The sequence below is a fragment of the Photobacterium ganghwense genome, from assembly GCF_003025595.1.
Taxonomy (GTDB): domain Bacteria; phylum Pseudomonadota; class Gammaproteobacteria; order Enterobacterales; family Vibrionaceae; genus Photobacterium; species Photobacterium ganghwense.
Map to the genome: position 1 here is coordinate 727,282 of NZ_PYMI01000002.1, position 12,840 is coordinate 740,121.

The 12,840-nt window shown below is 47.3% G+C and carries 8 protein-coding genes; 4 read left to right on the forward strand and 4 right to left on the reverse strand.

Translation table 11 applies throughout. From position 1 onward, the window contains the following. Nucleotides 1–105: 105 nt before the first annotated feature. A complete protein-coding gene (locus C9I92_RS09105; RefSeq protein ID WP_047884607.1) occupies nt 106–1,665 on the reverse strand; it encodes a methyl-accepting chemotaxis protein in 1,560 nt (519 codons plus the stop codon). Nucleotides 1,666–2,584: 919 nt separating this feature from the next. After that, nucleotides 2,585–3,556 (reverse strand): CHAD domain-containing protein, encoded by a 972-nt coding sequence (locus C9I92_RS09110; RefSeq protein WP_047884606.1) that lies wholly within the window; start codon nt 3,554–3,556, stop codon nt 2,585–2,587. A 316-nt stretch (nt 3,557–3,872) separates the two neighbouring features. On the opposite strand from C9I92_RS09110, the gene hppD reads away from it, so the two are divergent. The 4 genes from hppD (at nt 3,873) to C9I92_RS09130 (ending at nt 9,624) form a co-directional block, all read left to right on the forward strand. Further along, nucleotides 3,873–4,949, forward strand: coding sequence for a 4-hydroxyphenylpyruvate dioxygenase (hppD, locus tag C9I92_RS09115; protein WP_047884605.1), 1,077 nt, complete (start codon nt 3,873–3,875; stop codon nt 4,947–4,949). A gap of 722 nt (nt 4,950–5,671) precedes the next feature. Next, entirely contained in the window at nt 5,672–7,675 is a 2,004-nt protein-coding gene (locus tag C9I92_RS09120; RefSeq protein WP_047884604.1) for a PTS mannitol transporter subunit IICBA, read from the forward strand. 118 nt (nt 7,676–7,793) lie between these two features. Further along, nucleotides 7,794–8,939 carry a mannitol-1-phosphate 5-dehydrogenase gene (locus C9I92_RS09125; protein ID WP_047884603.1) on the forward strand — a complete coding sequence of 382 codons (1,146 nt, stop codon included), beginning with the start codon at nt 7,794–7,796 and terminating at the stop codon, nt 8,937–8,939. Nucleotides 8,940–9,093: 154 nt separating this feature from the next. Then, entirely contained in the window at nt 9,094–9,624 is a 531-nt protein-coding gene (locus C9I92_RS09130) for an MltR family transcriptional regulator (RefSeq protein ID WP_047884602.1), read from the forward strand. Between the two features lie 262 nt (nt 9,625–9,886). Here the strand turns inward: C9I92_RS09130 and C9I92_RS09135 are convergent, their stop codons facing one another. Continuing rightward, a complete protein-coding gene (locus tag C9I92_RS09135) occupies nt 9,887–11,833 on the reverse strand; it encodes a glycogen debranching protein (protein WP_047884601.1) in 1,947 nt (648 codons plus the stop codon). Nucleotides 11,834–11,895: 62 nt separating this feature from the next. After that, nucleotides 11,896–12,717 (reverse strand): MalM family protein, encoded by an 822-nt coding sequence (locus C9I92_RS09140; protein WP_047884600.1) that lies wholly within the window; start codon nt 12,715–12,717, stop codon nt 11,896–11,898. Nucleotides 12,718–12,840: the final 123 nt, after the last annotated feature.

Here is a 12,840-nt window from a genome sequence, read left to right on the forward strand (position 1 = left end):
AATGGCCGGATGGGATTGTTCTCTTGAAGACTGTTCCGCGGTGGGGCAGTCTGAGGGCAATGAGTGAATCGGTGTTCGTTTTGTTCACACATTGCCCCAAGAAGGTCATGCTCTGCGGAATTGCCTGACCAGCTTACCCTGAGAAGTTAGATTGCTGACAAGCCCATTGCATTCAGTCAGTACATCATTTGCCAGATGGTTCGTTTCAATACAGGCTTCAGTGATTGACTGAACATTCATGTTCATGCTTTCGGAAACCCTTGCCATTTCCTCGACGGCTACGGCAATTTCTCCGTTACGATCGGAAATGTCGTTAATCTGATGCAATAAGGCATTGAGTTTATCGCCGGATAATTCGGCACTGCTGACACAATGTTCCGACAATTTTGTGCCCTCCTGCATCGAATGCACAGCATGGGTGGTGCTGGTCTGGATTTGCTCAATCGCGGTCTGAATCTCCAGCGTTGCAGTCTGACTGCGTTGTGCCAGTGCGCGTACCTCGTCGGCGACCACAGCAAAGCCTCGACCTTGCTCACCGGCTCGTGCAGCCTCAATCGCCGCATTGAGTGCCAGTAAATTGGTTTGGTCGGCAACACTTTGAATGATCGCCAGGATTTCACCGATGGTTTTACCGTGTCCTTCAAGCTGAGAGATGATATTTGCGGCATCATCAAGTTGAGTGGCAAGCATCTGAATCGATTCGACCGTACTGTTAACTGACTGCATGCCTTCGATCGCCGCTTGTTTAGCCTGGTCGGTTACCCCTGAGGTATTCTGGGCATTATGCGCAATTTGATTCGCAGTAGAATGCATTTCATTGATAGCTGCGGCCAACTGCTCGGTCTCTGCCGTTTGTCGCTCTAGATTGCCGGATGTTGCGTGACTGTTTTCAGAAATCGAACGGGCAGTACGCGCAATCTCATCATTTGAGTCCTGAATGCGGCCTACAACGGCATTGAGTTCTGACTGGCGCATTTTCATTGCCAGTTTAATCTCGGACAGGTCGTCCACATGCTTGTTATACACTCGCTCCATCAGGGGATTATCAAAGATCTCGCGGGCATCTTTGGACAACGATTCCAGTCGCCGAGTCAGGCCATATACTGTCGCTACGGAGCCCACCAGAAAAATCCAGACGCCAGTGCCTGGCAGCCAAAACCCGTCAATGGCACTGGAGAGTGCGGCGATCGGCAACAACGCAAATGTGATGCGCTGCCATAACCTACTGCGAACACCGGTCAGGCTACGCAAGGACTTTCCAGCACGAATCTGAGCATAGATTTTGTCGGCGTGTTCGACATGCTGACGTTCAGGGAGAAATCTGACCGACTGGTACTCAGTGATGGTGCCGTTTTCAATAATAGGGGAAGCAAACGCATCGACCCAGTAATAGTCACCGTTTTTACACTGATTTTTGACAAGTCCCATCCAGGATTTGCCCTTTTTAATATGCGTCCATAAATCTTTAAATGCCTCAGGCGGCATGTCCGGATGCCGAATTACATTGTGTGGTTGGTCAATCAGTTCTTCTTTTGTATAACCGGCAACCTCACAAAATTCGTTACTTACATAAGTGATATGACTACTGAGTTCGGTAACGGAAAGGAGGTTATATGTATTCGGATAAGTAACTTCTTTTGCGGTTGAAGGCGAATCTTTACGCATGAATACCTCAAATGTAATTCTTTTAATAAATTTTTCTTATAGCTGTTCGGGAGATGAAATTCAGGCGTCATCCCTCATGGCTTTTGTTAAGTTGTTGTTGTCGCAGAGTGTAAAGCAAACAACCGACAGCGCATATTTCCCTTTATAATAATTGTGCAGGGTATAACACGTTGCTATGTGCAATATTACATTTTAAAATGAAATCAGATCATGATCAGGAATAACTTTGAAGAATTAATTGAAATAATTTTCAAGTTAATCTGACACATAGTGTCAACATGAGGAAGGAATGGGAAATACTGGCTTTTAATGTGTAATAAGTCAGTAATAGAGGCTAACTCTAAAGTGGTATTTTCTTCTGGGCTAACGGTGATATTGATCTCATCATCATGCTGTTGGCTAACTGGCTGTCGTTAGTGCGTGAGTCAATGTTAGTAAGTTGGTCGGTGTGTGCAGTCATGAATGCGTGAATATCAAGATAGTTACAATGTTGAATTGAGAATCTGGGAGAGTGGAGCCGGAGCGGTTTAAGTACACACTGACGATAGCAAAGACGTTTAAAACACAGGCTGTGTTTAATTAGAGCTGTGTGAATAAAGCTACGTGTAAATAAAGATACGTTTAAATAAAACCGAGTGCAAACAAAGCCCAGTACAAATCCCAGAGCAAAAAAGCTATGTACAGCTAGGTTGGCTGTTGATGTAAGCATCAGTTATTTGATAAAAGGAAAAAAGGATTATCTCGGTAACCATTGTGACTAAAGAATCATTTCAACCGTAAAATAGTTTTGACAGAAACACACGATACGGTGAGTTAGGATTTGAAATTGACACCCTAACCATTGCGTGCCAAATAAGTCGTTCTCCAGAAGTAACGTGTATGACGAAATATGCGAAGCGACAGCTAAATGAACTGAAATTTACTTCTTGTGTTTTTCGTACAGCTGGTAGAAAAGGTCGAGATTTTTGGATTTACGAAAAATATTAATCTGTTCAATGGTTTCCTTTTTATCATGCTGGTGTTTGCTTTCCGTTTCCCGGATTAGTTCGTCGATGGCCTTGTGCTGAAATGCCGGTGATTTCTGGCTGCGGTTATAATGCTGTAAAAAAGCCAGCTGTACTGAGGAATCATTGAAATTGCCTAACGTATCCTGCAGTGATTTTAAATGGGTAATTTGTTGTTTCGCGGCCTTCTTTGGCAGAACTGGGGCAAAATACTCCAGCAAATAGCGCAGCTTTTTACATTCAATGCGTAAAGCATGAATGTTGGTATCCGGTGACTTTGGCGTTATCTCCAGGCAATAACTTTCGACCTGCTTAAAGTGCAGCCACAGAGTGTCGTGGGCAATGGTGTGGGTTTCGACTTTTCCGGCGTCACGGGGCTGCTCTTTCATTTCTTTCAGCAGTCCAATAATTAGCTGACATTGTTGTTCATAATTTTCTGACTGCAACCATACTTTGAGCTCTGTCAGGCTGTTCAGACGTTTATCCTGTAGGCCGTCAAAAAAGCTAATCAAACCTTTATGATACTTATGATCTAACAGGAAAAAATAGTTTTCCATGTTAAGCAGGAAAACATCCAGGTCGCGGATCAAGTTAGTGCGCAGCATCAGCGTTTTCAGTTCGTTTTTCAGCATATCGCGTTGCGGCTTGTAAAACAGTGGTTTCAGTAAGCTGATCAGAGCCCGGCAGCGGCGCAAAGCAATCCGGTACTGATGGATAAACTCCTCATCACTGTCTTCCAGAATGCCTTTTTCGTGGCGACGGGCGTGCTGAAATTCATTCAATAAAAAGTGATAGGTAGGCAGGTAAATTTCCGCCGAAGGGGTAAGAGGAGTGGCGGGCTTTTTCTGTTTGGGAAGCCGAAGTTGATCGCGCTTTTTGACTGACATTGCTGACCTCGTATGTTCGCCTGTCGGATACTGAAAAAGAACAGGTACCTATAAATTTAGATGGTTTTGTTAACAAGTGGAAAGGCAAACTGTGAGAGAGAATGAACAGGATGATTGTTTTGTGATCAGGCAGTTATTTACAACGCCGTACGTGGAATAGCGCTGAGTCCAGATTATTTGGCAAGGTGGGTTTACGAAAGGTGTTTACAAATAATTAACATCATTTGCGGGCTCAGATTTCTCTTCCAATTGGGTTGCTGCTAATCCTATAGGAGAAGAAGGGCAGTTAAAGCCCGTAGCATTAACTCTGAAAAGGATGAATGAGATGATCGAGAACCCACTAGGAACGGACGGCTTTGAGTTTGTGGAATACACAGCACCAACTCCTGAAGGAATTGCAAACCTTAAACATCTGTTTTCGCAAATGGGGTTCGCTGAAGTCGCCAAGCACAAACATAAATCGGTATGGCTTTACCGTCAGGGAGACATCAACTTCATCATCAATGGTGAAGAGCAGTCTCAGGCGTCAGGTTTTGCTGGTGTGCATGGTGCAAGCGTCAACGCAATGGCTTTCCGGGTTGCTGATTCTCAGGCTGCGCTTGAATACGCAGTTGTTCAGGGTGCAACGCCTTGTGCAGCACAAGCAGGTCCGATGGAACTGAACATCCCTGCGATTTACGGTATTGGTGAATCGTTGATCTATCTGGTTGATCGTTATGGTCAACATGATATCTATGAAATTGACTTTGATTATTACCCGGATTACCAAGAACGTTTACAGGCGGTTGGCGCAGGGCTTCAGACAATTGATCACCTGACCCATAACGTGAAACGCGGCAACATGGATTTGTGGGCAAGCTTTTACGAGCGCATTGCTAACTTCCGTGAAATTCGCCACTTTGACATTAAAGGTAAGGTGACGGGCTTGCTGTCGCGTGCTATGACGGCACCATGTGGAAAAATTCGTATTCCAATCAACGAATCAAGTGACGACAAATCGCAGATTGCAGAGTATCTGGATCAATACAATGGTGAGGGCATTCAGCATATTGCACTGAGCACTGACGATATTTTTGCGACAGTATCCAAGCTGAAAGAGGGCGGAATGCTCTTTATGGATACACCTGATACTTACTATGAGTCTGTGAATAAGCGCATCCCTGGTCATCATGAAGATCTGGCTAAACTGAAAAACCTGAAAATCCTGATTGATGGTGATGAAACCGGTATCTTGTTGCAAATCTTCACTGATACCGTTATCGGCCCTGTCTTCTTTGAGATTATCCAGCGTAAAGGTAACGAAGGCTTTGGTGAAGGTAACTTCCAGGCACTGTTTGAATCGATCGAACTGGATCAGATTCGTCGTGGTGTACTGGATGTGGAAAGTAAATAAGCCGCTTATCCATAGCCACAAGATAAGCGGTAAAGCCAACGCTTAATGTCATAAGATAAAAACTCATCTAACAAAGCAGGTGTTATTGAAATGCCTGCTTTTTTATTTGGGCTGTTTCTGTATTTTATGGGGTCTGCGCTATCTTCGTTGTTCGCGCTGGCAGAGGAGGGGGAGGGGCTTCGCAGGCATTGCGAGCCTGTAAATAATTGCGTGTAATGCACTTCGATTTATAAATCATATTCTATGCTTCGTAATCTAGTCTGAATTTCTTCCTGAATCATGTCCCGTCCTTTCATGTAATAAATTTACATATCGTCACTCTCTGATAAGAGTATCAATTACTTCGAGCCGTGAAATAATCATTGATAGTGATAACGATCACTTTATTGGTTTCTGTAAGGGTGTTGAAATTCAGTTAATGTGATTTACATCACTAGGTGATTAATGTGTGTACTTTCATTAAGTGTGATCTATGTTTTTAATTTAATGTTGACATTTTTGATTGGTTTTAAATGTATGAAAGTTTCATTTCGGATTTGTAAGTGTGGTCGCTAAAAAATGGCTTGGAGAGGGTGAAAGTGAGGCGGGTGTCACGAAAAACCCGTTATCAGTTCCGCTTTGAAATTCTGTGGTAGATTGGGTGTGTTCGAAGCAACCGACGGTTTTGGCGAACCGTTTCCTACAACAGAAGACAAAACAGAACATCAAACGGGGGGTTCACTATGATATCACCAGATGCCAAGATCAAAATACAAAATTTTGGTCGATTCCTATCTAACATGGTCATGCCCAATATCGGGGCATTCATTGCATGGGGCTTTATCACCGCCCTATTTATTCCTACCGGCTGGCTGCCGAATGAAACGTTAGCCAAACTTGTCGGTCCGATGATTACCTATTTACTGCCCCTGCTGATCGGCTATACCGGTGGTAAACTCGTGGGTGGCGAACGGGGCGCTGTTGTCGGTGCCGTAACCACCATGGGGGTGATTGTCGGAACAGACATCCCTATGTTCATGGGAGCCATGATTGTCGGCCCGATGGGCGGTTGGGCCATCAAACGATTTGACCGAGCTATTGAAGGGAAGGTCAGAAGCGGTTTCGAAATGCTGGTGAACAACTTCTCTGCGGGTCTGATAGGGATGATTTGCGCCATTGTTGCGTTTTTCATGATTGGCCCGTTCGTGAAAGTGTTGTCAGGCGGGTTGGCGGCCAGTGTTAATTTCCTGGTTGATGCCGGATTATTACCACTGACCTCCATTTTTGTTGAGCCGGCAAAAATCCTTTTCCTGAATAATGCCATCAATCACGGAATTTTCTCTCCACTTGGTATCCAGCAAGCCAATGAGATGGGCCAGTCTATCTTCTTCCTGATTGAGGCAAATCCGGGGCCTGGTCTGGGTGTGTTACTGGCTTACATGGTATTTGGTCGTGGCACGGCGAAGCAAACCGCTGGCGGTGCATCCATCATCCACTTCTTTGGTGGTATTCATGAGATTTACTTTCCGTACATTCTGATGAATCCACGTCTGATTCTGGCGGTTATTGCGGGCGGGATGACGGGTGTGTTTACCCTGACAATGTTCAACGCCGGTATCGTGTCACCGGCATCACCGGGCTCTATTTTTGCGGTACTGCTGATGACACCCAAGGCCTCATTCGTGGGAGTGATTGCGTCAATTATTGCCGCTACCACTGTGTCTTTCACTGTTGCATCGGTACTGCTGAAAACGCAACGTGAGTCTGAAGAAGATGACGGGACGTCACTGGCGAAAGCCACCTCACAAATGAAGGGCATGAAAGAAAGTGCTAAAGGACAACCAGCCGATGTAACGGCTAATCGAAAAGACGATATCAATCTGGCTCATGTGCGCAGCATTATTGTAGCGTGTGATGCCGGGATGGGCTCCAGCGCGATGGGGGCAAGCCTGCTACGTAAAAAAGTGCAGGAAGCCGGTTTGAACATCAGCGTTACTAACTGTGCCATTAATAGCTTACCGCAAGAGGTAGATATCGTGATTACTCATAAAGATCTGACGGATCGCGCGCGTAAGCATGCGGCCCATGCCAAACACCTTTCTTTGACAAACTTCCTGGACAGCCAGGTATACAATGACCTAGTGACCAGCATTCTGGCTGCTACCAGACCAGAAGCGGCGAATGATGCCAATATGGTGAATGTTTCACCGGTCGCCGCCAATGATGATTGCTTTAACAAGGATGACGGCTTTAACGCTGACAGCGCTGAGCAACATAGCGGCAATGAGGCACAACAGCCGCAGGTCTTCCAGATTCAGGCGGAAAACATCCACCTTGGGTTGCAGGCTGGCAACAAGGAAGACGCGATTCGCTATGCCGGTGAGCAACTGGTTCGGTTAGGCTACGCGGAACCAGAGTATGTGGACGCGATGTTCGAACGAGAAAAAATGGTGCCGACTTACCTTGGCGAGTCCATTGCCGTGCCACACGGTACCGTCGAAGCTAAAGACCGTGTCATTAAAACCGGTATTGTAATTTGCCAGTACCCATCAGGTGTGTGCTTCACCGAGGATGAAGACGACGTCGCCAAACTGGTTATTGGTATTGCCGCAAAAAATGATGAACATATTCAAGTTATTACCACCATCACCAATGCTCTGGACGACCCAGATGCCATCGAGAGGCTGACTCAGACCCGTGATGCCAGTGAAGTACTGCGCATTCTTGCGGGTGAGCAGGCTGCCTGATCGGCTGTTGACGGTTAATTGAGTAAATCTGAGGTCGGCCCCTGTTGCTGTCCGACCTCACTCACTCTCTAGCAGATTGAGAGTGATGACAAATGCATTGATGTGGAAGGATTTGAATATGAAAGCAGTACATTTTGGCGCAGGTAACATTGGTCGAGGTTTCATCGGTAAATTATTGGCAGATGCGGATGTCGCGGTCACCTTTGCTGACGTGAATGAGCCGCTGGTGGATCAACTTTCTCACCAGCAATCCTATAAAGTGAAAGTAGTAGGCAGTGAATGTAAAATTGACACGGTTACCCATGTAACCGCGGTCAACTCGGCCAGTCCGGCTGTGATTGAGCAGATCATTCACACCGATCTGGTGACCACCGCCGTCGGCCCAAACGTATTGGATCTGATTGCAAAAACCATTGCGACGGGATTGACCCATAGGTTTGAGGCCGGTAACAACCAGCCGCTGAACATTATTGCCTGCGAGAATATGGTTCGTGGCACCAGCCATCTCAAGCTGGAGGTGTACAAGCATCTCAATAAGATCTATCACCAGCAGGCCGATGAGTGTGTTGGGTTCGTAGATTCAGCGGTTGATCGTATTGTTCCGCCTGCTGAAGCGGCCAATGATGACCCGCTGGAGGTGACTGTAGAAAGCTTCAGCGAGTGGATTGTCGATAAAGATCAGTTTAAAGGCGAGATTCCGGCCATTGAGGGCATGGAAACCACGAATAACCTGATGGCTTTTGTCGAACGTAAGCTGTTTACCCTCAATACCGGTCATATTATTACCGCCTACCTCGGTGCATTGAAAGGGCATCAGACAATACGTGATGCTATCGAAGATGCTGAGATCAGAGCTGAAGTAAAAACAGCCATGCAGGAGAGCGGAGAAGTGCTGATTCGTCGCTACGGTTTTGACCGAGCACTGCACCATGCTTATATCGAAAAAATCTTGTCCCGTTTTGCCAATCCTTACTTGCGAGATGAAATTGATCGGGTCGGTCGTCAACCTATTCGTAAACTCGGAGAAAATGATAGATTAATCAAACCATTACTCGGTACAATTGAATACGGTACGGAAAACGGTACGTTGCTGAAAGGCATTGCTGCCGCGCTGAAATACACCAATAACACCGATCCGCAAGCAGTAGAGCTTCAGACGGTTATTCGGGAAAAAGGGTTGCGAGCCGCACTGGCACAGTACACGGGATTGTCTGCTGACAGTCAGGAGGCAGAAAAAATCGAAGCGATTTACCAGACCTTGTAATTAACTGCCTTGGTAGTTAACTGCTTGGTAGATAACCGCGTTCGATATTTCACCCTGATTTGTCAACGTGACATTGAAACGCATCAGGAAGGCCGGGAAGGGCGCAGGTCCTTCCCCTGTTACCCTCCTGATTTATTTAGAGAAGACAGTTGTTATGGCACAGAGTGACCAGGAATCAGACATTCTTGAAAGGCTAAGTGAGGCGCCGACAGCTCGGGGATTTTTCATTTCTACGGTGGAAATTTTCGAAGAAGCTGTTGATGCCCTTGTGCAGCGCATTTTTCGGAAGGATGATTTCGCGGTGAAATCTGTCGTCGAACCGTTGCTCGGGAGTGCAGGGCCGTTAGGGGAATTGACCGTCAGACTGAAACTGTTGTTTGGTCTTGGCGTCGTTTCCCATGATGTCTACGATGACATGGATGCAATCATCCGCTTGCGGGATTTCCTCAATAAGGAAAGTCAGGACTACGGATTTACTGATCCGGCTATTCTGGAGCCGATTAAAACGCTCAAAGTGGTACATAAGATGGGCGTGGTGCAGCTCGATATTCTGCCGCCGGATGATGATACTGATATTGCGTTTTATCAGATGCAACTGGCACGACAAGAGCAAGTTATCCGCTCGGCGCTGGCGTTGGCCGTATCCAGTATTTGTACTGAGCTCGACAAAGACAGTCCGTTCTGATCGGCGAAAACGGTGTTACAATCTCTTTTCTTCAATGGCTCTGAAGCCTGCATCCCGTCGTATCTTGTGCGCTTAGCACAAAGACGGATGACTCCCTCAGATATCAATCAGGAAGTATGAACCAGGTAGTGTTTCTCATCAGCCATCAGCCCGGCGAGTAACGCCGGACTGATGTTTTGAGGGACTTGACGACATCAGAGCAGGAACAGGCTTCTTTTGTGTCAGCTTGCTCTGTTTGATACCGTTTTACCGCACATCTCCATCAGGTGTCTATTGAAGCAGATTGCCGACAAAGTATCGTCATCGAATGGGCGCTTTGCATATAGGTGGTTTGAATCTCCCGGCTGCACACTGCCAGTTCAGAGGTATCACAAATAATTTTCCAACGGCTGTTTTCGGGCAGACGATACCGGGTCGGAATCTCAGAGCCATTAAACAGAAACATCAATTCATCACCGTGTTTATCCAGTCCTAGGGTTAATGCAAACGCTTCGATGTGTTGCCAGTCATCGGCATTCATTGGCGTTCCGTTTGAACGCAACCAGTTCACCCGGTGACGACCGCGATCGTGGCCGCTGAAGGCTTGTATAAACGGTGTCATGTAGGTTTGTCGGGCGTCAACCATGCACGACAACCAACGCTTGAAGTCTTCTTTGTCCTCACCCGGTGTCCAGTCAGCCCAACTGATGTCATTGTCCTGACAGTATGCGTTGTTGTTCCCTTTTTGGGTATGCGACAAGGCATCAACCGCCAGAATATGGGGAATCCCAAAACTGAAGAGCAGGGTGGCCATCAGGTTTCGTTTTTGGCGTTCACGGCGAAAGCGTACGGCATAGTTATCGGTGTCACCTTCAATGCCGTGGTTCCAGGAGCGGTTATCACCGTGGCCGTCACGGTTGTGTTCACCATTTGCCATGTTGTGTTTATGGTTGTAAGACACCAGATCTTGCAGGGTAAAACCATCATGGTAGGCAATATAATTGACTGGCAGTTTATGCGGCCAGAGCCCCGCACTGACCAGATCACGGGAACCCATGATTCGCGTAGCCAGCTCTCTGACATTATTGTCACGACGGAGCCAGTAGCTTTTCACGGTATCTCGGAATTTGTCGTTACATTCATTCCACGGTGACGGAAAATGGCCAAGCTGGTAGCCGTCTGGGCCAATATCCCAGGGTTCGGCGACCAGCTTGATACGCTTAAGCACCGGATCCTGCGCTATTGTTTTAAAAAACGCGCTGTCGGGTGCGAAGTAATGGCCATGACGTCCCAGTGTGGCCGCTAAATCGAAGCGGAAGCCGTCAATCTGGAACTCATTTACCCAGTACCGGAGGTTATCCAACACGATGTTCAGGCTGGGCTGATAGGTAAGATCGACCGTATTCCCGCAGCCGGTATAGTTGATGAAAGACTTGTCATGGTTCAGCAGGTAATACTTCTTGTCCAGCAACTTCAGGTGGAAGGCCGGCCCCTCTTCGCCGCCTTCAGCCGTATGGTTGAAGACCACATCAAGAATGATTTCAATGTTGTGCTCATGGTAGGTTTTCACCAGCTGTTTCAGCTCAGCAATCGGGTCTTCTGATGCGAAGCGGGCATCTGGTGCAAACCAGCTGAGTGGGTTGTATCCCCAGAAATTAGTCAGCCCTTTTTCCTGTAAATGCGGCTCGTCGTAACTGGTCGCAATCGGCAGAAGTTGCAGTGTAGTCACCCCGAGTGTTTTGAAATGCGCCAGAATGCTCGGGTGACAGAGGCCAAGGTATGTCCCACGAATATGTTCAGGAATACCAGGGTGCGATTGGGTGAAGCCTCTGACATGGACTTCATTGATGATGGTGCTGGCACGCGGAATGCGTGGATGGCGACTATTGCCCCAGTCAAAGGGTTGATAATAGGTCACGGCAGCCGGTACTTGCGTACTGAATGGATTCTCTGCCAGGCGAGTGGCGTACGAATCCAGAATCCAGACGATGTCATTGCCTTGTTTGCCCTGGTACGCGTATTTCACGCCATTGCCAAGGTCATGGATAAAGACAGAGTGAACACCGTGATTATGTGCAAATAGTGGGATAGTGCAGGGCTGGTCGTCGTGATCAAAAATAATCAGATTCAGGTGGAGGTGTGAAGGCGCGTGAATAGCAAAATTACAGCCTTCTTCCGATAGGGTCACACCTAAATCATGTGGTGAACCTGTTTCGAATTGCCAGTTCATGTTTCCCTCGAACAACGAATAAAGGCTGCCAAAGCAGCCTTTTATTACAGCAAAGACATCGCTTAGTGCTTCTCAACTGCCTTGATGAAGGTAGAACGGGCGTCTTTAATGCCCAGGCGTTCAGCCTCATCCAGCAGCTTCATTGCCTTATCTATATCTCCATTAATGACAGCGTTTTCGATCGAATTCAAGTAATAGCCGCGACTCTCTTCCATCGCCGGAGCCTGATCGGGGATGGGTTTGTTGAAGGTTACGGCTGCATTATCGAGCTGTGGCGAGGAGATACGCATGGCAAACCGTCCATATGGACTGTGTTGTGCGTAGGGATTCGGGATATCCGGCTCAACGGTGTGGCGCGCACGGGCATAGGCTTTAGCCGGGTGCAGCATCTCAGTCGACTGCTGAACATCTTGCGGGGTGGTGTACACCAAAATACGGACTTCATCGGTATTGTAGGCAGGCACAAAACTGAAATCGCCTTCTACACGGTCGCCGTCGAGCAACTTGGCTGGCTGGTAAGCGAACTGGTCAAAGCGATAGTTCTCCAGTTCCTTGTTGTTCTGATCAAGAATCTTGATGTTCGGAGCATAAATGGTGTTGTTAGCAAAGCTCTTTAGCTTCAGGGTGATAGCCCCACGGTTGGCGGGCACCTTGAAGGCCGCTATCGGGCCGGCACTGTCAGCGGCGTAGTAGGTCTGGCTCTTGGTATTAAGTTCAAAAGCGACATCTGATGGCAGCGATAGAGGTTTCCAGTCAATTTGTGCCAGTGAGGCATTGCGTTGCGCAGCTTGGGCCGCAGACGCTGAAGTATCAACAATATTCTCATTGCTGGCACAGCCACCTAGCAGAGCGGCAGCAATACAGAGGGGAAGCAGTTTTTTCATATTATCTTTACACCTTTTATGTGGCTGTATTTGAGCTCATGCGGTGAAATAGAGCATGAAATCAAATACAGCCAGTCTCGGGAGAGACTGGCTGTGGTATTACGTGTCGTGGTCAGTTATCAC

Excerpts from the sequence above, each read along its gene's own strand:
- C9I92_RS09135 (WP_047884601.1), bottom strand. The coding sequence starts at position 11,833 with ATGAACTGGCAATTCGAAACAGGTTCACCACATGATTTAGGTGTGACC.
- C9I92_RS09105 (WP_047884607.1), bottom strand. The coding sequence starts at position 1,665 with ATGCGTAAAGATTCGCCTTCAACCGCAAAAGAAGTTACTTATCCGAAT.
- hppD (WP_047884605.1), top strand. The coding sequence starts at position 3,873 with ATGAATGAGATGATCGAGAACCCACTAGGAACGGACGGCTTTGAGTTT.
- C9I92_RS09140 (WP_047884600.1), bottom strand. The coding sequence starts at position 12,717 with ATGAAAAAACTGCTTCCCCTCTGTATTGCTGCCGCTCTGCTAGGTGGC.
- C9I92_RS09125 (WP_047884603.1), top strand. The coding sequence starts at position 7,794 with ATGAAAGCAGTACATTTTGGCGCAGGTAACATTGGTCGAGGTTTCATC.
- C9I92_RS09110 (WP_047884606.1), bottom strand. The coding sequence starts at position 3,556 with ATGTCAGTCAAAAAGCGCGATCAACTTCGGCTTCCCAAACAGAAAAAG.
- C9I92_RS09130 (WP_047884602.1), top strand. The coding sequence starts at position 9,094 with ATGGCACAGAGTGACCAGGAATCAGACATTCTTGAAAGGCTAAGTGAG.
- C9I92_RS09120 (WP_047884604.1), top strand. The coding sequence starts at position 5,672 with ATGATATCACCAGATGCCAAGATCAAAATACAAAATTTTGGTCGATTC.